Here is a 20,996-nt window from a genome sequence, read left to right on the forward strand (position 1 = left end):
CTTGAAACATTTCACACTTAGGTATAGTGTTTTGGCGCTAAGTCTATATCTATGCAATCAAAATGTTATAGCGCAAGCACCACAATTCGATAATAGCTTTTTATACGGCCAAAATTCTAAAACAATTGATCTTGAAAAATTTATTTCAAGCGATAAAGTCGCGCCAAATGATTACATCCTTGATATTTACCTAAATGGTCGTTATATCACTCGCTCTATTGTGCATATTTCAGATGATCCTGAATCACCTGAAAAGCAACGCTATTGTATTCCACGCAGTACTGTTAAGCAGCTTGATTTCAATCATAAACTTATCGATTTAGATAAAGTGAGCGGAGACTGTATCGATACACGCTTAATGAATCATGTCGTATTCTGGAAACTGAATATAGCAGAACAACGTGTGGATGTTTCAAGCCCTCAATCGATGTTAAATGAGCGACCATTTGGCTATATAGATCCATCACTTTGGGAAACTGGTGGAAATAGTGCTTTTCTCAAATATTACTACAATTACTATAATTCAGATTATGGTCAGGACAACAAACAAGCTTCTAGTTTTCTCAATATTAATTCTGGTATCAATATTGATGATTGGCAATTCCGTCATTCTGGTAGCACCAGTATGGGAGATAGCAGTCATTCAGGCCAATATACCAGCTATGAAAATAAACTTATGCGAGTACTGCCTAGTTTAAAAACCCAGCTTACTCTTGGTGATTTCTATACCAATACAAAAACCATCAACAGTAATTCGAGTATTGCCATTCGTGGTGTACAACTTGCTAGTGATGACAGAATGCTTCCGATTTCATTGCAAAGTTACGCACCCACAATTTCAGGTTATGCAAAAAGTAATGCTTTAATACGCGTTCGCCAAAATCAACAAATTATTATGGAACGCACTGTTCCTGCTGGTGCATTTAATATTACAGATCTCCAAACACCTGGGACGGGTGGTACATTAAATGTAGATATTATTGAAGCAAATGGTGAAATCCGCAGTTTTGATTTACCTTATAATAATTTTATTCAATCTATCCGCGCACAACAGTATCGTTATCAAATTGCAGCAGGTACTTTTCGTCAAAATAGCAAATCCTATGATGAGAAATTAATCAATGCATCTTTTGATTATGGATTAAATGATTTTATCTCAGTAAGCAGTTCAGCACTGGTCAGTGATCATTATCAATCCTATATTCTAGGAACCGCATTCAATACTAAACTCGGTGGTATTGCTTTAGAAAGTAATTATGTTAAAGCAGATATAAACCAGTCCAACCAAAATTTAGACAGTTCTTTGGTTACGCTACGCTATAATCTTGCACTAAACAGTGCGAAAACAAATATCAGTTTAAACAGTACTATTTATGGAAATGATCAGTATTATTCCTTTGATGAAGCCATGCAGAATCGTTATATTCAAAAAAACAGTGCTGCATTGGTACTTAATGGTCGGCCCAAGTCATCAAACTATATTCAACTGAGCCAGAACCTAGGTCATCAGTTTGGTGCTGTTTCAGCCAGTTTTTCACAGTATGAATTCTGGCATCAAATCAATACACAAAAATTTTATCAAATTAGCTATAGCAATAGTTTTAAAGGCATCAGTTACTATGTGGGTATGCAACATACTCAAAATGATCAATACAAATTAGATAAAGACACTCAATACTTTGTGAATGTGAATATTCCTCTGTCGTTTAAAAAGAAAAATAGTAATTTACGTCTAAGTAGTGAAGTCTATCCAGATAATAATGCACTCAATACCAATCAAGTCGGCATATTTGGAAATTTAGGTGAAAATCAGCAGTTCGGCTATAACTTCAATTATTCAAATAGTAAAGATAAAGATCTCTTCAGCAGTTCTTTGAGTTATCGAACTAATCCGGTTTATTTAGCATCAACTTATGCAACCGACTTTGACCAACAGCATCAATACTCTTTACAAGCACAAGGCGCTATTGTTGCACATCAACACGGCATTACTTTAGCCAATGATTTAAATGATACTTTTGCAATTATTCATGCCAAAGGCTTAGAGGGAACCAGCCTCTCCAATGGAAATAATATTAAAATTGATCGCTGGGGCAATGCGATTATTCCCTATCTAAATCCTTACCAATACAATAGTATCAACTTAAACCCCAATACAATTCCACTCAATACCGATGTTGATGCTACCCAATTACAAGTTGTACCTAAATTAAACGCCAGTATTTTGGTGGATTTTAAAGCATTAAAAAGCACAAAAGCCTTAATTGAACTTAAACACGCAAATGAGGTGCTCATTCCAATGGGTGCTCAAGTGAAAGATGCTTTGGGTAATGCAGTGACTACAGTAGGACAAGGTCAGCAAATTTTTATGCAAAATATAAATCCTGGACGCTATAGCGTTTATTGGAGTAATACTGATTCTTGTCAATTCGATATTTCCAAAGAAATATTGGAGCAAAGTAAAACTCAAATCCCTTTTGCAAGCTTTAACTTAAACTGCAAATAAACACGGAGTAATTTTATGCTGAAATATAAATTGTTATTTATGTTATCTATACTCCCTGCAAGTTTTGCAGTATTTGCAGATTGCAGTGTCGGTAGCAATTTCACCAGCGGTTATAGCATGCCAACGATGAATGCCAGTACCATGAATATCAATAAATATGAAGGAACATCAGTACAGTCCAATGTATATTCCCGCGAAGTTGCTTCAGCAAATTTTGATATTTTCCGTGTCTATACTGGATGTACTGTTGGGGTAAATAGAACCATTTTTGGTAATGTTTTTGCCACCAATGTGACGACCTATGATGCCAATATTTCGCGCTTAAATGCTTACCCAGCTTTAGGGATTAAAGTTGAAATGGGCGATGCACCGACGAGTGGTACATTAAAAACACTAAATACTACTGAATTAGCAATTTATAGTTATAGTGGTGATACGCATGGTGTAAAAATGAGGGTGACATTATATGTTTTACCCAGAACATCAACAATGACCTCATACCCAACCACGATCAATGTTTCGAATCTACGAATAGCAACCATCAGTTTAAAACGCGTTAGTGATAATGTTCTTATTCCTGCAAATACACAAATTCCAGTGTATTTAAATGCAACAGTCAATATCTCTGAATCCACATGCTCACTGAGTCAAAGCAGCTATACCATTGCGCTACCTGATGTTAGTGTACGAAACTTGGGTTTAGTCGGAAATGAAACCGCATTGAGCTCAAGCAATACAGCAACCCTCAGTATAAATTGTGCAAATTTAAATGATGGTGCAGGTCGTGAAATAAAAGCTTATACCACCGATGCATTGAATCAATCCAATGCAACAAATATATTAGAGAATCAAATCGGGGCTGGATATGCTACAGGTGTGGGGATTCGTTTACGTGATAAAAATAATGCGATAATTAGTCTAGACCCAAACCAATCAAGAAGTACCAATAAATGGACCTTTGGTAATTTAAATACATCACAATTGATTCAGCATGTAATTAAAGCCAATTACGTAAGAACAGCAAATACCGTAACACCAGGTTTGGTGAGATCTCAAGCTTATTTAAATATCGTATATGATTAAAAAATAGTGAAATTATATTCTTTTGTTTTATTTGATGATATTAAACAAGGTTTTTGATGTTAAATAATCAACAGACTCAGAAATCAGTAAAAATAAAAAAGCGCTTTCCAGTGGTGGTAAAGCGCTTTTCTATCATAATGATTAAAGCGGATTGACATTCTTATTTTCTGGTTGAATATCTAATACCGTCTTTTCATGACGAGCACTTGCGGCAGCTTCAGCAGCGGCCAATTGTGCTGTCTGTATTTGTTCTTTTCGAAGATGATCAATATCTTTACGAAGACGCTTAACTTCCCATGCGTTTTGGAATACACGAAATACCTGTACGCCAAGCAACAATCCAAGAACAATCCCGAGCACCAAAGTTAAGAGTAGCAATAACCCTAAACGCATTGCTGGTACTTGAGTAAACAATAAATCTACAGGTAGTTCCGCTGGATTCTGCAAGACTAATGCTAAAGCGTAACCAAAGACTACCAGTAGTAATGCAATTAAGAAATAGCGCATACTCACCTCATTCGAATTTTTTTATTAATTAGCAGATTCGTTTACTGCATCACGGAGTGCTTTACCAGGTTTAAAGTGAGGTACAGCTTTTGCTGCAACTTCCACTGATTTACCTGTTTTTGGATTACGACCCACGCGTGGCTCACGGTGATGTAAAGCAAAACTACCAAACCCACGAATTTCAATACGGTCATCTGAAGATAATGATGCAATCATTTGATCGATCATAATCTTAACTGCTTCTTCGACTAATGGCTCTGCTAAATGCGGATTTTTGAGAGCAATTCTTTCTATTAAGTCAGACTTATTAAGTGCTTCAGTTGTCATTTAAGACCTCATTAATTTTAATGCTAATTGATATACACCAGATAATATCCTTTTTAAATACAAAAAGGTAGCGCAGTAATCATATACTACGCTACCTTTTACACTATTTGAATAAAAAATATTAATTAATTACATTAAATAATACTTCTTAACAATCACTTAGTGGTTCATCTGCGCTTTGATTAAATCACCAATAGTCTTAGGACCATTGTCTTGACCAGTAGGCGCAGTTGTAGTTTTCAAGTTTGCTACAGCTTCTTTTTCTTCAGCTTCGTCTTTAGCTTTAATCGACAAGTTAATAGAACGTGATTTACGATCTACATTGATGATTTTAGCTTCAACTTCTTGACCAACTTCTAAGAATTTAGTTGCATCTTCAACGCGATCGCGGTTGATTTCAGATGCTTTCAAAGAAGCTTCAACTTCGTCAGCTAACTTAATTGTTGCGCCTTTAGCATCAACAGCAGTTACTGTACCTTTAACCAACGCACCGCGTTCGTTAGTCGCTAAGAAGTCATTGAACGGATCGCTGTTCATTTGCTTGATACCAAGACTGATACGGTTGCCTTCAGCATCTACAGACAAGATAACTGCTTCAACTGTATCACCTTTCTTGTAACGACGAATAGCGTCTTCGCCTTGCTCATTCCAAGAAATATCAGACAAGTGAACTAGACCATCGATACCGCCAGGTAAACCGATGAAGATACCGAAGTCAGTAATAGACTTGATCGTACCAGAAACTTTTTCACCTTTGTCGTGTGACTTAGAGAACTCTTCCCATGGGTTCGCACGAGTTTGCTTGATACCCAATGAAATACGACGACGCTCTTCATCAACTTCAAGAACCATAACATCAACTTCATCACCAATCTGAACAACTTTAGATGGGTGGATGTTTTTGTTTGTGTGATCCATTTCTGAAACGTGTACTAAGCCTTCAACGCCTTCAGCGATTTCAGCGAAACAACCGTAGTCAGTTAAGTTTGTAACACGTGCTTTAACGATAGAACCTTTAGGATAACGGTTCATGATCGCTAACCATGGATCTTCGCCTAATTGCTTAAGACCTAAAGATACACGATTACGCTCTTTGTCAAATTTAAGTACTTTAACAGTAACTTCTTGACCCACTTCAACAACTTCTGAAGGGTGTTTGATGCGTTTCCAAGCCATATCTGTGATATGTAGAAGACCATCAATACCGCCAAGGTCAACAAATGCACCGTAATCAGTAAGATTTTTGATCGTACCAGTAACTGTTTGACCTTCTTCCAATTGAGAAAGAAGCGCTTCACGGTCAGCTGAAGATTCAGCTTCCATTACAGCACGACGAGATACAACAACGTTGTTACGTTTAGCATCAAGTTTGATTACTTTGAATTCTAACTCTTTGCCTTCAAGGTGAGTTGTATCACGAATAGGGCGAGTATCTACCAATGAACCTGGTAAGAATGCACGAACTGGACCGATGTCAACAGTGAAACCGCCTTTAACCTTACCAGAAATGACACCAGTAACGATTTCGCCGTCTTCAAAGATTTTTTCAAGTTTAGTCCAAGTTTCAGCACGTTTCGCTTTTTCACGTGATAAAACTGTTTGACCCATACCGTTGTCAAGCGCTTCAACAACAACATCAACTTCATCGCCAATTTGAACTTCAAGTTCACGTTGTTCGTTTAAGAATTCTGAACGTGCGACAACACCTTCAGATTTAAGGCCAGTGTCAACAGTAACCCAGTCAGAGTCGATGCTAACAACGATACCTTTAATAACGGCACCTTTGTCGATATTGAGAGTTGATTCGCTTTCTTCAAAGAGGGCTGCAAAAGATTCGGTCATGATATACCTAGTAAAGTCAACGGTCTTGGATCAGACAAGGCCGGTTTAGTTAAGCCATCCACATAGTCCGTATAAAACTGATCAAGCTATGCTTTGGCTAATATTTGATTAAATATTCTTTATTTAGCTAAATGTAACTCAACATAATCAGTCATCAGTTTAAACACTTCATCGATATTCATTTCTGAGCTATCAATGATATAAGCGTCTTCTGCTGGCTTGAGTGGAGCGACTGTGCGTTCCATATCTCTTTTATCTCGAGCTTGTATATTTGCTAAAATGTCGCTTATTTTAACATCCAGCCCCATTCCCTGCAACTGTTTTACACGACGCTCTGCTCGGGACTCTGCTGAGGCAGTGAGATAAATTTTTGCTTGCGCTTGCGGAAAAATAGAAGTGCCCATATCACGCCCATCTGCAACTAAGCCAGGCAACTGAGCAAAAGCATGTTGTCGATCTACCAATGCCGCTCTAAGCACTGGAATTGCTGCGACTTTTGAAGCAAATTCACCAACGCGTTCAGTCCGAATCGTTTGTGAGACATCTTCACCATCCAACAAAATCACGATTCCGTTGTCAGTACTCTTAAATACGATATCTAAATTTGTTGCAATCGTCACACTTTGTTGCAATACAGATTCAGTATCTAATGAGTCCAACAATTCTTTTTGATGCAGTGACAATCCAAGCAAACGATATAGCGCACCAGAGTCTAATAAATGGAATTGATAGTAATTCGCAAGTTTTGCTGCAAGTGTTCCTTTACCAGAACCACTTGGCCCATCGATTGTGATAATTTGAATTGTCATTGAATTTCCAATTAAGCTACAGACTTAGCAAGTTTCTTAAATCCAAGTGTAATCGCTAGTTTAAGCTGTGCAAGTATTAATTTACTCACAAATGGTGCACGTGCTTGTAATTCAATCGTATAGTCAACACGGGTTTTGTTCGCATCAAGCGCTGTAAACTCAATAATTCCAATATGATGTTTAATCAATGGATTCTTAATTAACTTATATTCAATACGTTTATTGACATCCAGATGAGTAATTTGCTCTTGAATCGGTTTGATCGGACCAAACCCCATACGACGGATAGACCCCAATCCATCTGGGCGTTCAGGATCAGCAGCATCTTTCACTCGTATAACTTGGATGGGAGCAAAAGCCACATTATAAGTTGAATGTTTTGCTAACAAGTCAAAGACTTGATCGATTGGTGCATCAAACTCTTGTTTTACTTGAATAGAATTCATTGTTATATCCTTTTAAACTTTAACTATATTTTTAAACCTTTAAGTTGACAATTTTAATTGTCACTAAAATCTTGTGTATTCTAGATCATTTTAATATGTCATTTAAGGTCTTTTGTTGTAACTTTAATTGTTTTTTTTGCTCACGACGCTTTTTAAAAAAATCAGACAGTTGGGTTGAACACTGTGATTGTAAACAGCCCCCTTCAAACTGAAATATATGATTGTAATAGCCAATCTCTAACAGTTGACGACTACTGATGAGTGAACCTGCTTTAGGTTCGACCGCGCCAAAAACCACACGTTTGATTCTTGCATGGATTAATGCACCGACACACATAGTACAAGGTTCAAGTGTGACATATAAAGTTGCGTCTTCAGGTAGGCGATAATTTTCAATCTTTTGACACGCATTGCGCAGTGCCTGAATTTCCGCATGGGCTGTTGGATCATGCTGAGCAATCGGTTGATTATAACCTTCACCGATAACTTGCCCCTGACTTACAATCACAGCTCCTACTGGAATTTCACCGATAGATGCAGCAAATGCAGCTTGCTCTAAAGCCAGCTGCATCCATTGTTGATCTATGTATTGTTGAGCTTCTTCAGTCATACGACCTTAAATAATACCATACTGACTTAGAAGCGCATTCCAACTGTCAATCGTTGTGACAGGTGGATTTTTGGCAAGTATTCCACGCAATGTTCGAGACTCAACCTGTTCCCACTCTGGGGATAAATCTTTATCAACCAAACGTGCACGTACACCCTCAACAAAATCAGGATGACGAATTTTCCAATCAGAAATTTGTTTTTCTAATTCAAAAACCTCAGACCAAGGATGAACTTGACGTCCCCACTGCCATAATAACCACGTAATCGCAGCAGTACTTGGTGAGCCCTTTTGTAGATTCTCGCTGGCTTGACGCAACCAATCACTACGCGCATCGCTTAGACCAATAATCGCTTCATAATCATGTTCAAAGTTTACACCACGACAAACACTATGAATCACATCCAAAGAGTTTTGCAACGGGCCTGGTGAAACAGGACGATGTAAACTATTTAAGGTGTCATCTAAAGCACGGAAATCACCAGCAGGATAATGCTCCCAATCGATATCAATCAGTTTCTGTAAAACCACATCACGTTGGGCATCACAAATATGAGTTGCCCAGCCAATCCCATAACCACCCGCTGCAGTCATGATCGAACCTGTTAACCCCGTGAATAAACCTATTGGACCACGATCTGCCAAGAAACGTGTAGCTCCCACATCTGGATATAGACCGATATTCACTTCAGGCATAGCAAGACGCGAATATGGCGTAACCAAACGGAATGGGGCCGCCATAAATAAGCCTAAGCCCCCCCCCATAACATAACCTTCACCCCAAACTACTATAGGCTTAGCATAATTATGCAACAGTAAATCTAAAGCATATTCCGTTTCAAAAAACTTATTGGCTGTTTCAACTTCATTGTTGATCACCAATTGGCGAAGTTTACGAACATCACCACCTGCACAAAAAGCTTTTGGCGTGGTTGAGTCCAACCAAATTGCCTTAACCGAGTCATCATGATGAAAATCCTCAAATAGCTTCAATAATGCCGTAACGATGGATTCATCAAGTGCATGAAGCGACTTAGGACGATTTAAGCGAATAATTCGCCATCCCTTTTTTGCTTCTTCGATAATCAGATCTGGGTGATAATTATTTATTTCGGGAGAGTTTGTCATGCGTCCAGCTGCCAGTCGATTGGCTCAATGCCATATTGTTTCAGATAATTATTTGTTTTTGAAAAAACCTTACAACCAAAAAAGCCACCACGATTTGCCGCCAATGGAGATGGGTGTGCAGCTTTTAATACCAGATGCTTCGTTTGGTCTATACGTTGCCCTTTTTTCTGAGCATATGCGCCCCAAAGTATAAATACAATGTGCTCTCTATGCTCATTCAACACATCAATCACATGATCTGTAAAATTTTCCCAACCGCGTTTTTGATGTGATGTTGGTTGCCCCGCTTCCACTGTCAACACGCTATTTAAAAGCAATACACCCTGTTGAGCCCATTTGGTGAGATCACCATGTCGGGATACAGGCACAGCTAAATCTGTATTTAACTCATGAAAGATATTACGTAAAGACGGAGGCAATGCAACGCCTCTCTGTACGGAAAAACTTAACCCATGCGCTTGATCAGGACCGTGATAAGGATCTTGTCCTAAAATGACCACTTTTACATGATTCAATGGCGTTGTGTCTAATGCATTGAAAATAAGTGAGCTGGGTGGGTAAATAGTTTTATTTGCATTTTTTTCAGTAACTAAAAAAGAACGCAAATCATCCATTTGCTGACTCAAAAGGAACTCAGCTAAACCTTCTTTCCAACTTTGATCTAACCGAACTTGATTTAATTTTGTTTGTTCGAGTTCAGATAATTGCATCAACTTTCATCCTAAATTTCATTTTCCTAAAAATTTATTTGTCCTAAGATAGATTTCACTCAAAAATCATCATTTAAATTTTAACCTGTAAATCCACTTCAGGGTTTTGAAACAGAATACCTTGTTTCAATTTTTCATACATGTCTGGGTCAGACCATTCAGATTTAACTTGCTCAGAAAAAATAATTTTATCCAGACTCAACAGCCCCATCTGAGCATTTTCAATATCTTCTTGAAAACTTTGCGCATAACCTGTATCGGTTTCATGCACAATCACAGAATAGACTTCAACATCCCCTTCCCCATTTTGGGTAATGGTTGATTTTAAAATCTGTTGAGCAAGGAAAAAGAATATCCGTGAAAACTGTTCAGCTGATGGAGAAACAGGCAAAGCCACCCAACGTGCACTAAAAGTTTTACAAGCCTGAATATATTCAGGATTATCTTCTTGCCAAAAACAGATCGCATGGTCAAAACTGTCGAAAATTTCTTTGATTACACCTTTAAGCAATCCAAAGTCATATACCATTTGACCATGATCAAGTTTTGAAGCTTTAAGTAGTAATTCAACTTTATAGCTGTGCCCGTGTATAGACCGTTTGCAACGATCTGACGTGCAATTCCGCACAATATGTGCATTTTCAAACTTAAATAACTTACGAATTAACATGAGCCAAATTTTATAAACAAATCGGTAAAGAATCTCGATTATAAAGCAAAACTCGAACCCTGAGCATTAATTTTCACGTTGATTGCAATTAGCAAAAAGGATAATCTCATTTTTTAGGCCTATTTAGCTTATCGAATCATATTTACGCAATCAACCAACCTTTTAACTACCTTTTATAGTTATTTAAAATCATATAGTTAAAAAATATTTAGCAAAATTTTCAAAATGGCGCAAGGCTACGTGAATAAACATAAACTTGCGATTTATCATTACGCATAAAGCGCGTGGTAAATTGGCGCTTTCGATTGCTTAAAGATACTTCTATCTTAGCTTTAAAATAATTGGATGTTACACCGAAAATCTTGTCTGCTTCGGTTTTGCTTGTAGCCTCCAAGGTGTCAAATGGTGCGACTTTCATCAACTCTCCCACATTGGCAAAGTGCTCCAGTTTTTCTTGTCGCGCTTTTAAAGCTGTTTGTATACTATTTACGTCTAATTTTTCATCTATGGCTGCCAAAACCATTGCAGGTGCTGTATTGACATTAATTCGTGTGGCAATATCAGGCAGTGCCGATATATATGGTGCGATTAAATCATACTTCTTTTCTTCAAAACCACGTACTTGTTTAAGTTCTTCAACACTGGCAAATTTTCGATTTGCAGCCAAATAAGGTTTAGGCAAACCTTGGTAATAACTTGTTTCAGCGCCTAAGGAACCTATCGTTTCATTATCTGGATCTTGCCAATCAATCACTGCTTGAACAGCATCAGCGGGTAAACCGACACGAACCAACAGTTTAGAAAAATATTTCTGTGCAGCATCGTTGGGCTTACCTTCATTGGTTAATAAACTGTTTAAATTGAATTTACCTGACTCATCTTCTAACACACCTGCAACATATCCATCTTCAACCGGAAATGCTGGCATTGGTTTTGCCCAAGTTTCCTGTAAATAATCTGCCTCTTTACTGTTTTCACTGTCTTGCACCAATATTTCAGAGTAAAACGCTTCTGCACTCTTTGCATAAAAAAGGGCTTGGCTTTGACGTTTTAAAAACCCTGTACTTTCATTGGTATAATTTTGACGTTTAGCAATCGTCGCGGCAATGATGGTTGCTAAAGCAACCATTACTAAAATCGTAATTAATGCGATACCCTTTTGCTGCTTCAATTGCATGATTGATTTACCTAAATTTAGTGATCCGCATCTACCACAATACTGATTTTAAATAGCTGGGCTGTTATTGATCAAATAGTCAGAATTGAGCAAACTAAAAATCCATTCATATTCTATATCACGAATCGTGACTTTGATTTTAATCCCACGTGGTAATTGCCCTTCATTTTTAATCATATCGTTTGGCCAGCGATCTAATTCAGTTGGATTTAAAGCATCAATACGATACTGATCCACATCTGCCAATAACACACTCGACAAAGGTTGTTCTGAATTATTTCGATTTAAATTTGAATATTTCAGACGGTAAAGTTTTTTCTCTTGTGGATTGTAAACATATTCAATTCGTTCATAGGGTGACAACCCTTGTTTAAGCGGATCGGTTACACCAGTTTTACTGAAAGATAGTTTTTGGTTATCTAAGCGTAAAGCGGGTTCAATTTCCTCACCATTTCTTGCAGAAATGGGAACAATTTGCAAAGTATCACGTTGAATCTGTTGATACGCGCCTTGTAATTGGCCTAAATTTTCCTCATGCATAACATTGCGATCTTTAACTTTTATCAAATAGTCAAATATTTTCCACCCCAATGCTGACAAAACAGCAAAGATTGCGATGGCCACCAAAAGTTCAATTAAGGTAAAGCCTGTGCTTTTCTGTGAATACACAGTTTGATTTTTTTTATGCTTGATTAGATTCATCATTATTTTTCTTTGATCGGATAATTAAAGAACACCATATTGGTAATCCCTGCTTCTACTTTACCCGTATCAGGATCAAAAAGGCTCACTTGCACATCTATTTTTTGTACATTTGGGCTCAGTGTAGTTTCTGCTTTTTTATCTACCTGCCAAGTTTCACCTTGTGTGGTGATTTGTTTGGATGACGTTCCTGACAGCCATTCACGATTAATCATCATCATCGAAATTTCGTTCTGTGCAACAAACTGAGCCTTGGTTCGTAAAATCGCATTGGCTGTCGACTGTGTATATTGCATAGCTACTTTGGTCAATGCCATTGCTGCGACTGCAAAAATCGCCAAAGCCACGACCACCTCAATTAAAGTAAAGCCTTTATTTTTCTTCATCTACCTTACCCAAATAATCAACTCGAATTACCTCACCCACTGGCTTTTGCTGATAATACATTTGAATTGTGACAGGTTTGACTTCACCATTTCCAAACCAAATCAATTTAGGTGCATTATTGCCCAAAAGTTCTGAGTTATTTGCATTTTGGAATTGATGATCTTCCGTTTCAATAGAAAATGAAACGTATTCTGGTAACGCTCTTTTAGGAAAGTCTGTCACTTCTTTCCATGGTTTATTGTCAACCACTCGGGTAGGTTGTTCGGCATCTTCATTTACTTGAATATATTCAATAACGCCATATTGTGCATCCGCAACATCTGTAGCATTGTGTAAATCGAGTGCATAAATACGCGCTTGATCATTGGCTTCACGATTAATCTGCTTTAAATCCAGCAACAACATCTCACGCGCTTGCATAGCTTTACGCTGATCTACACCATCAATATTTAAAATGATCAATGAGGCTATAATACTGATGATGACGATCACCACCATCACCTCAATTAAGGTAAAACCTCGCAATTTTTGAGATGATCGTAGATTTTTCATTGCAGCTAAGCAACCTGTTCTGAGGCTTGTGGATGTTTTGGCACAGCCAATGCCTGATCAATCAATGCGACACGCAAGGTATCTCGACAACCTAAATAACGCTGATAGAAGCTTGAATTCAGTATCGCGGCTCCACCATGAGTAATTGACCAAATTGAAGCCAAATAATCACGTACAGACATCAAACTTTGAATTGACTCTAGATAACTTTCAGTCATTCGAATAATGATACGTAAACGTTGTTTACGCACTTGATAAAGTTCACTAAATAAATGATGGATGCCTTGCCCAGTGGTGGATAATCGCTCTTCGATCTGATGGAATAACACTGCACGTTCAGGATGGTGTAAATGGTGCAACATAAAAAAAGCCAAATGCTCAGGAAATGCTTTTTCAGTATCACGAACCATTTCAAGTAACATACGTTCATTACGAATGATGAGCAATATATACAACTCATCCTTACTCTGAAAATGCTTATAAAGTGTTCCCTTGGCTAGATCTAGTTCTGCAGCAAGGGCATCCAATGTCATCCCCGCTTCACCATTTTCTAAAAGCAGTTGTTCAGCAACCTGAAAAATCAATGCTTCTCTTGCTCTAAACTGAGCCTGTCGATCCATCTTCACCCGATAAACTCTCTTGTTAATTCTATCCGTTAATAAATTGAGGCACTTCTATTGATTGCTTTTTAAAAATCAGTACTTTTCAATCACTTTTGTCGAAGCAGGTTTTCAAAATTTTGTGTCGTAATGAAAGCGATCTCTTCAAGCGTTTTATCATATACATCACTCAGCGCTTTGGCTACATAAGGAACATATTTTGGTTCATTAGGCTTTCCTCGATAAGGCATAGGTGCCAAATAAGGACTATCCGTTTCAATCAACAAGCGATCTAAAGGCACTTGCTTTGCTACATCTCTTAGATCTTGTGCGTTTTTAAATGAAACAATTCCAGAGAAGGAAATATAATAGCCACAATCTAAAACGGCCTTTGCAGTCTCCCAATCCTCTGTAAAACAATGCAAAATACCATGTGTTGATTTTTCAGCTCGAATAATATCTACAGTTTCATGTTTTGCTGAACGGGTATGGACAACTACAGGTTTTTTAACCTGTTGCGATGCGTGAATATGTCGTGCAAAACAGGCTTTTTGTTCAGTAATAAATTCTGTGCTATGAAAATAATCCAAGCCTGTTTCACCCAAGGCCCAAACTTTTTCAGCTTGCGCCAGATCAACCAGTTTTTCAACACTTGCTCGTTGCATCACAGCAGGATCTTCACATGGATGCACACCGACACTATAGCCTACATCTGAATGTCTTGCGGCAATTTCTGCAAGTGCGATATGGTCATCCAAATCTACAGAAATCCCCATAAATTTGGACACACCAGCATCTCTTGCTTGTTGTAATGCGGCATCGAGATCCCCAGCATAAGGTTCAAGATTTAACATGGTTAAATGGCAATGCGTATCAACAAACACAGAAATTCCTAAAAATTGAAAATTGGCTTACATTGTAAAGCTAGGACGGTCTAAAGACATACTGCCTGCGAGTAATTTTTCAGCTTCCATTTTGTAATAGATGCCTTTTTCACCAGTGAGTTGAATCGCAAAACCTTGTGGCTTAATTCCATTTTGCTTTTGCGAAATCCAAATCACTTTCCCTGTTAAAGGAATTTTCTGCGATTGATCCGGCAAACCTGCCAATACAAACACTTCATCTCCCATTTTTACAGGATTCTTTGACGGTACAAATAAACCACCACCTAAAATATAAGGCATATAACTGGCTTGTAAGGTTGCACGATCATTGATGTTAACTTGAATCAAACCGCCCATACGTGGTTGCATGATTATTCCCCCTGAATATTCAAATTTTATGTCACATTCATTAACTGAATCGACAATTGATCAATAATTAGATTTGTTTGTACATTTTGATCAACTTTTAGCTTCGATTGTTGTAAGTCTTGATAAATTGAGAATAAAGTTTGCAATTGATACTGCGCTGCAAGCTCATCTAATTCCAAATCTGAATTCTTTACAACTTGATTCAGCTTGACACAAATTATATCTGACAACAAGTATTCAAACATTTGTAAAAAATCATAAAAGCTCAGTTCTTTATTCCATTTTGAAGCAAACTGTAAAGGCATACTTTTCTGACTGACCAGTTTTTGCCAATCCTGTAAAAACTCCCCACGTCGGTTTAACCAATCTAGCTCAGCAAGCGCCAATGCTTGCAGTGGCATATTATTAGATAAATTCATCAACAAGTTAATTTTAGAATGCATTTCAGTTGGTAAATGCTGTTGCAAATATTGTTCTGAAAGCGTGGGGCTAATACGATCCATGGCAAAATGCTGTAATCGACTACGAATTGTTGCTGGGAGCTTTAGATAATGTTCCGCAAGTAAAATAATCTGTACCCGGTCACCTGGCTCTTCTAGCGTTTTTAATAATGCATTTGCAGAAGCAATGTTTAAAGCTTCTGCAGGTTCAATCACAATAACACGCCAACCATCTACTGTTTGCTGCACAAATGGTAGTAGATCACGGATCTTCTCGATCTTAATTTTCGCGTTTTGCTTCTTATTCTCTTCATCGGTCGTGATATTAACATAGTTAGGGTGGGTATCTGATTTGAGCCACTGACAACTTGTACACTCGCCACAAGCACCTTGAGGTGTTTTATTTAAACACAAAACCCATGACAAAAAATGTTGGGTAAATGCATGTTTACCACAACCGTTTTTACCATAGAACAATAAACCATGCCCTAATTTTGGAAAGCGACCTGTTAAGGTTTCCCATGTCTGTTGCTGCCAAGGATAAACCTGAGAATTAGAAGCATCCATGAATCAAAAACCTAAATACAAGTGAGGTAAAAACAAGTGACGCAAATTCAAACTATTCAAAAACCGCTGCATCTAAAATGTTTAAGCGATCTAAATCTTCTTGAGTATCGACACCTGGTGGTAAATTTACTTGTGCGATATCAATCGCAATACGATGTCCATTTTCTAAAACACGTAATTGCTCTAAGCTTTCCAATTGCTCCAAAACACCCATATCCCAACTGACATATTCTTGTAAAAGCTTGACACGATAAGCATATAAGCCCAAATGACGATAAGCATGTTGATGTAGCTTTTGCTCAGCCTGTTTAGCACCCTCTCGATCATAAGGAATTTGCGCACGACTGAAATAAAGCGCTTCTTTAAACTTTGACATCACTACTTTTACAATGCTGTCACGCTGAAACTCATCAAGCTGATGTATAGGCTCACATAAGGTCGACATTGAACAATCCGCTTTCTGCGCCAATAGCTCAGCAACTTGAATCACCAATTGTGCAGGCAACAACGGCTCATCACCCTGAACATTCACAATAATATCCTCAGCATCCCAACCTTTGATTCGAGCAACTTCACTTAAACGGTCTGTGCCCGAAGGATGATTCGGATCTGTCATCACAACATCCACACCTTCTGATCGACAAAGCGCTGCAATACGTGGATCATCTGTCGCTACACAAAGATCATCAAAACCCTGTACTTTTTTTGCTTGGTCGACCACACGTAAAATCATGGCTCGCCCATGAATTTCTAAAAGAGGTTTACCTGGAAGGCGTGAACTCGCAAAACGCGCAGGAATAACAATATGTTTCATCAAATTAACCTTGTATTAGATCAATACCAAGTTGAGTAAGTTGTTGGTTGAGTAATAGATAACATTCATCAGACAAGACCGCTCCAACTGGAACCACCCAAATCTCACGACTAAATGTAGAATGATTTTTCAATAAGGGTAAAAGCTTTACCGCATCTTTTTCAGTGGTGATAATGGGATTATTATCCTCAAACTGTAAATCATCAATTTCATAATCATAATGGTCTGGAAACTCATGACATTGAAATTGAGTTACACCTATACTTTCCAAGGTGTTATAAAAGCGTCGAGGAAAACCAATTCCAACGACTGCATAATAATCGAGTGTAGGATCAAACTGCTCAGATTGGTCAAAACTTGGATTTAATAGATAAGGTTCAGTCACCTCTAAATGCATATTCAGAGATGAATGTGGCTGATGGGCATGCTCAATCACGGTACCGTGTTTTAAACGACTCACAGGCTCGCGTAAATAACCTTCAGGAAGCAGCTTCTGATTTCCCAGCCCACGATTATTATCCAGCACAATCCATTCGATTTGACGCTCTAAAGCCCAATGCTGTAAACCATCATCACTAATGATTAAATCAAGTTCATAATATTGAAGGAGTAATTCAATATTTTTTTGGCGATTCGCACCCACCACCATGGGAACTTCTGTAGACTGAACAATTAAACAAGGTTCATCGCCTACTTGATCAGGCACAGAATCTAATGTAACCAGTGCTGGAAAAGGTCCTTGACCACCATAACCACGACTAATCACGCCAACACGCACATGGTTATGTTTCAAATGCTTCACCAACTGAATCAACAGTGGTGTCTTGCCACTCCCACCCACAGTAATATTTCCAATAATCATTACTGGGACAGGTGCTTTATAGGTTTTTTTTATACCTGTTTGATACAGCTGCTTATTTACCGTAAAACCGAACTGATATAACCATGATAATGGCCGCAATGCAATCAACCACTTGGACTGTTTATTCCAAGCATCTTGAATGATTTGCGCAATAGACATGTTGGGTTATTCCTCAAAGTTACGTTCATACAATTGATAGTAAGCGCCATGCTTCGCCAATAACTCAGTATGAGTACCTTGCTCTATGATACGCCCTTTATCCATAACCACAATCTTATCCGCTTTCTCAATCGTGGATAGACGGTGAGCGATCACAATCGTAGTTCTGTTTTGATCAAGCATCGCTTCATCAAAAGCTTTTTGAATAAAGTGTTCAGACTCATTGTCCAAAGCACTAGTGGCTTCATCAAGAATCAGAATAGGTGCATTTTTAAGGATTGCACGCGCAATGGCAATACGTTGACGTTGACCACCAGAAAGACTTAAGCCTTGCGCACCTAAAGGCGTGTCATAACCTTTAGGTAATTCCATAATAAAGTCATGTGCATAAGCTGCTTTAGCTGCTGCAATAATGGCTTCTTCAGATGCTTTTTCTAACTGACCATATGCAATATTTTCACGCACCGTTCGATCAAATAAAACAACTTGCTGGTTAACCATCGCAACTTGAGTACGTAAACAACTCAGTTCAATGTCTTTTATAGGCAACTGGTCTAAATAAATTTGTCCTGCACTAATCTCCTGAAAGCGCACCAACATATTCACCAATGAAGACTTACCCGCACCTGAACGCCCAACCAGAGCAACCGTTTGTCCAGCCTGGATCTCTAATGAAAAATCATCAATTGCTTTCACTTTATTTTTATATATCAAAGACACATGATCAAACTTGATATCACCCAATAATTTAGGTGTTAAATTTCCAGTATTCTCTTCTTGTGGTAAGTCTAGAACTTCAAATACAGAATATGCTGCCGCAATACCACGTTGTAATTTTTCATTAATATCAGTGAGGTTTTTAATAGGTTTAGCCAGCAACCCAGCTGCTGTAATATAAGCAACAAACTCTCCTGCAGAAGTATCACCTAGAATTTGTGGACGTAATGCCAGCCAAATAATGATACTCAGAGCAAAGGCCATGACCAATTGTACCAATGGACTATTTAAGTTTTGTACGACGACCATTTTCAAACCACGTTTTAAGTTTTCTTCTGAAGACTTATAAAAACGTTTTTGTTCACTTTCTTCGCCAGCAAAGCTCTTTACAACAGCATTACCGCTTATTGTTTCTTGAACAATATGATTCACATCCCCCATAGTGTTTTGCACTTGAATGGAGAGTTTACGCATACGTTTTGAAGCTTTACGCACCAACAAGCCAATAATTGGCATAAAAATAAAAATACATAAGGTCAAACGCCAATTGGTGTAAAGCAGATAACCCAATAAACCTAAAGCAATTGCACCATCACGAAGTAATATTTTTAATGATTCAGATGACGCTGCGGTTAACTGCTCTACGTTATACATAATTTTTGCAGTGATATGACCTGATGAATTATCCAAATAATACTGTGCTGGTAGTTTTAAAAGTTTGGCATAAACCTCTTGACGAATACTAAATACCAAACTTCTTGAGATGACTGCGGTAAAGTAGCCTCCCATAAACAACCCTAAGCCACGGAAAAAGATCAACAGGATAATCAGTGCAGGAAACCAATCAAGATCACCACGATTGCCACCCTGAATTGCATCAATTATATATTTAAGTAACTTCGCTACGGAGACTTCAGTTGCTGCATTTATGCCAAATCCAACAATAACGAGTAAGGCTGCCCCCCAATACGGCTTTAAATACGCCAAAAGACGGACATAGACCTTAAAATCCTGATTCACTAATTAATAACCTCGAGATGGAACTTTGGTACTGATATTGATGTTAACGAAACCTAGCTGTCCTGCAACATCCATCACTCGAATAACATCTTGATGGGTTGCTTTAGCATCTGCAGCAATCACAAACATCAGATCACGATTATCATTTGCTGCTTGCTTAATTGCAGTACTTAAATCAGCAGACTCTTTACTCGAAAGCGCCTGCCCATTTACTGCATAATGTCCTGCGGAGTCTACCATGACTTCAATTTTATTTTTGTATTCTTTTGGCGGAACACCATGTGCATCAGGCAAAGAAAGATTGATTCGACTTTGCTGATTAAACGTGGTGGTCAGTAACAAAATCACCAATATAAATAATAAGCAATCAATCAGTGGAGTAAGATTGATATGAATATCTTCAACTGTTTTGCGTCTAAATTTCATGAAACACCCCTAAAACGGATTTAACCAGCTTTCTTTTTTTCACTTTCAAGGTGCGTCTGAAAAAATAAGGCTGCATGAAATAAAGTCGACTGCTGCTCTAGTTCAGCCACATATTCCTGAACTAAACGCTGATAATAACGATAAGCAAATAGTGCAGGAATGGCGATAACCATACCAGCAGCTGTGGTAATTAATGCTTTAGATATCCCTGGAATCATCATGGTTGGATTGGCATTGGAACCCAAATCAATGACCAGAAAGGACTCGATAATCCCTATCACTGTACCCAACAAACCCAATAAAGGTGCAACAGCGCTCAATGTACCTAAAAAATTTATATTTTTTTCTAGATATCCAATTTCGCGGGAAGCTGTAGCTTCCATTTGAGCACGCGCAAACGCTTCACCTTGAGTATAAGCATCTATACCATCTTTAAAAATATAGCCTAATGCTGTTTGGCAAACAGTTTGATCTTGTTCCATTTCATCTAAAACATCGTCAACATTGCGACCTTTTTGCATTATAAGAGACTTAGGTAGAACTAAAGATCGTTTCAGCCGTATAAATCTCTCGATTGAAATCGCAACAGTAAAAATTGAACATAAAACCAATGGCAGCATTAACCAACCGCCGGCTTTAACAAGTTCCCACATCTTTAGTTCCCCAAATTAATTAAATCGCTT

24 protein-coding genes are annotated in these 20,996 nt (G+C 38.1%); 2 read left to right on the top strand and 22 right to left on the bottom strand.

All coding sequences use genetic code 11. From position 1 onward, the window contains the following. Position 1 precedes the first annotated feature (1 nt). The gene (locus AC4CVF_RS08535) at positions 2–2,506 is read left to right on the top strand and encodes a fimbria/pilus outer membrane usher protein (protein WP_490789202.1); all 2,505 of its coding nucleotides are present in this window, start codon (positions 2–4) and stop codon (positions 2,504–2,506) included. Positions 2,507–2,521: 15 nt separating this feature from the next. After that, positions 2,522–3,589, top strand: coding sequence for a fimbrial protein (locus AC4CVF_RS08540; RefSeq protein ID WP_490789203.1), 1,068 nt, complete (start codon positions 2,522–2,524; stop codon positions 3,587–3,589). Positions 3,590–3,730: 141 nt separating this feature from the next. Here the strand turns inward: AC4CVF_RS08540 and AC4CVF_RS08545 are convergent, their stop codons facing one another. The 22 genes from AC4CVF_RS08545 to AC4CVF_RS08650 all read right to left on the bottom strand — a co-directional run bounded on the left by AC4CVF_RS08545 (position 3,731) and on the right by AC4CVF_RS08650 (position 20,966). Continuing rightward, complete coding sequence (locus AC4CVF_RS08545) at positions 3,731–4,096, bottom strand: lipopolysaccharide assembly protein LapA domain-containing protein (RefSeq protein ID WP_336951420.1); 366 nt, start codon at positions 4,094–4,096, stop codon at positions 3,731–3,733. A gap of 24 nt (positions 4,097–4,120) precedes the next feature. Next, complete coding sequence (locus AC4CVF_RS08550) at positions 4,121–4,423, bottom strand: integration host factor subunit beta (protein ID WP_004720793.1); 303 nt, start codon at positions 4,421–4,423, stop codon at positions 4,121–4,123. A gap of 159 nt (positions 4,424–4,582) precedes the next feature. Continuing rightward, positions 4,583–6,265 carry a 30S ribosomal protein S1 gene (gene rpsA, locus AC4CVF_RS08555; RefSeq protein ID WP_490789204.1) on the bottom strand — a complete coding sequence of 561 codons (1,683 nt, stop codon included), beginning with the start codon at positions 6,263–6,265 and terminating at the stop codon, positions 4,583–4,585. A 119-nt stretch (positions 6,266–6,384) separates the two neighbouring features. Next, positions 6,385–7,074 (bottom strand): (d)CMP kinase, encoded by a 690-nt coding sequence (gene cmk / locus AC4CVF_RS08560; protein ID WP_419327458.1) that lies wholly within the window; start codon positions 7,072–7,074, stop codon positions 6,385–6,387. An 11-nt stretch (positions 7,075–7,085) separates the two neighbouring features. Beyond that, positions 7,086–7,520, bottom strand: a complete 435-nt coding sequence (locus tag AC4CVF_RS08565) for an SRPBCC family protein (protein WP_336951423.1) — start codon at positions 7,518–7,520, stop codon at positions 7,086–7,088. Positions 7,521–7,605: 85 nt separating this feature from the next. Beyond that, entirely contained in the window at positions 7,606–8,130 is a 525-nt protein-coding gene (gene tadA, locus AC4CVF_RS08570; RefSeq protein WP_336951424.1) for a tRNA adenosine(34) deaminase TadA, read from the bottom strand. 6 nt (positions 8,131–8,136) lie between these two features. Further along, positions 8,137–9,258 (bottom strand): enoyl-CoA hydratase/isomerase family protein, encoded by a 1,122-nt coding sequence (locus tag AC4CVF_RS08575; protein ID WP_336951425.1) that lies wholly within the window; start codon positions 9,256–9,258, stop codon positions 8,137–8,139. Beyond that, positions 9,255–9,968, bottom strand: coding sequence for a uracil-DNA glycosylase (gene ung / locus AC4CVF_RS08580; protein WP_419327453.1), 714 nt, complete (start codon positions 9,966–9,968; stop codon positions 9,255–9,257). The genes AC4CVF_RS08575 and ung overlap by 4 nt, the downstream gene beginning before the upstream one ends. A gap of 73 nt (positions 9,969–10,041) precedes the next feature. Next, positions 10,042–10,638, bottom strand: a complete 597-nt coding sequence (locus AC4CVF_RS08585; protein WP_336951426.1) for a 6-pyruvoyl trahydropterin synthase family protein — start codon at positions 10,636–10,638, stop codon at positions 10,042–10,044. A 220-nt stretch (positions 10,639–10,858) separates the two neighbouring features. Continuing rightward, positions 10,859–11,815: a type II secretion system minor pseudopilin GspK gene (gene gspK, locus AC4CVF_RS08590; RefSeq protein ID WP_336951427.1), complete on the bottom strand. Its 957-nt coding sequence runs from the start codon at positions 11,813–11,815 to the stop codon at positions 10,859–10,861. 48 nt (positions 11,816–11,863) lie between these two features. Continuing rightward, complete coding sequence (gene gspJ / locus AC4CVF_RS08595; protein WP_336951429.1) at positions 11,864–12,520, bottom strand: type II secretion system minor pseudopilin GspJ; 657 nt, start codon at positions 12,518–12,520, stop codon at positions 11,864–11,866. After that, positions 12,520–12,903, bottom strand: coding sequence for a type II secretion system minor pseudopilin GspI (gspI, locus tag AC4CVF_RS08600; RefSeq protein ID WP_336951430.1), 384 nt, complete (start codon positions 12,901–12,903; stop codon positions 12,520–12,522). The genes gspJ and gspI overlap by 1 nt, the downstream gene beginning before the upstream one ends. Then, positions 12,890–13,456: a prepilin-type N-terminal cleavage/methylation domain-containing protein gene (locus AC4CVF_RS08605; RefSeq protein ID WP_419327450.1), complete on the bottom strand. Its 567-nt coding sequence runs from the start codon at positions 13,454–13,456 to the stop codon at positions 12,890–12,892. Before AC4CVF_RS08605 ends, gspI begins: the two co-directional genes overlap by 14 nt. 5 nt (positions 13,457–13,461) lie before the next feature. Continuing rightward, a complete protein-coding gene (locus tag AC4CVF_RS08610; protein WP_004821232.1) occupies positions 13,462–14,076 on the bottom strand; it encodes a TetR/AcrR family transcriptional regulator in 615 nt (204 codons plus the stop codon). 89 nt (positions 14,077–14,165) lie between these two features. Next, positions 14,166–14,939 carry a TatD family hydrolase gene (locus AC4CVF_RS08615; protein WP_419327449.1) on the bottom strand — a complete coding sequence of 258 codons (774 nt, stop codon included), beginning with the start codon at positions 14,937–14,939 and terminating at the stop codon, positions 14,166–14,168. 27 nt (positions 14,940–14,966) lie between these two features. After that, positions 14,967–15,308 carry a PilZ domain-containing protein gene (locus AC4CVF_RS08620; RefSeq protein ID WP_336951434.1) on the bottom strand — a complete coding sequence of 114 codons (342 nt, stop codon included), beginning with the start codon at positions 15,306–15,308 and terminating at the stop codon, positions 14,967–14,969. 26 nt (positions 15,309–15,334) lie between these two features. After that, positions 15,335–16,315 (bottom strand): DNA polymerase III delta subunit-related protein, encoded by a 981-nt coding sequence (locus tag AC4CVF_RS08625; protein WP_336951435.1) that lies wholly within the window; start codon positions 16,313–16,315, stop codon positions 15,335–15,337. Positions 16,316–16,367: 52 nt separating this feature from the next. Further along, a complete protein-coding gene (kdsB, locus tag AC4CVF_RS08630; RefSeq protein WP_336951436.1) occupies positions 16,368–17,129 on the bottom strand; it encodes a 3-deoxy-manno-octulosonate cytidylyltransferase in 762 nt (253 codons plus the stop codon). Between the two features lie 4 nt (positions 17,130–17,133). After that, positions 17,134–18,150, bottom strand: a complete 1,017-nt coding sequence (lpxK, locus tag AC4CVF_RS08635; protein ID WP_419359222.1) for a tetraacyldisaccharide 4'-kinase — start codon at positions 18,148–18,150, stop codon at positions 17,134–17,136. A 6-nt stretch (positions 18,151–18,156) separates the two neighbouring features. Then, positions 18,157–19,887, bottom strand: coding sequence for a lipid A export permease/ATP-binding protein MsbA (msbA, locus tag AC4CVF_RS08640; protein WP_490789205.1), 1,731 nt, complete (start codon positions 19,885–19,887; stop codon positions 18,157–18,159). Positions 19,888–19,890: 3 nt separating this feature from the next. After that, positions 19,891–20,313 (bottom strand): ExbD/TolR family protein, encoded by a 423-nt coding sequence (locus AC4CVF_RS08645; RefSeq protein ID WP_336951440.1) that lies wholly within the window; start codon positions 20,311–20,313, stop codon positions 19,891–19,893. Positions 20,314–20,333: 20 nt separating this feature from the next. After that, positions 20,334–20,966, bottom strand: coding sequence for a MotA/TolQ/ExbB proton channel family protein (locus AC4CVF_RS08650; protein ID WP_336951441.1), 633 nt, complete (start codon positions 20,964–20,966; stop codon positions 20,334–20,336). Positions 20,967–20,996: the final 30 nt, after the last annotated feature.

The sequence above is a fragment of the Acinetobacter sp. LipI_19 genome (assembly GCF_058242925.1).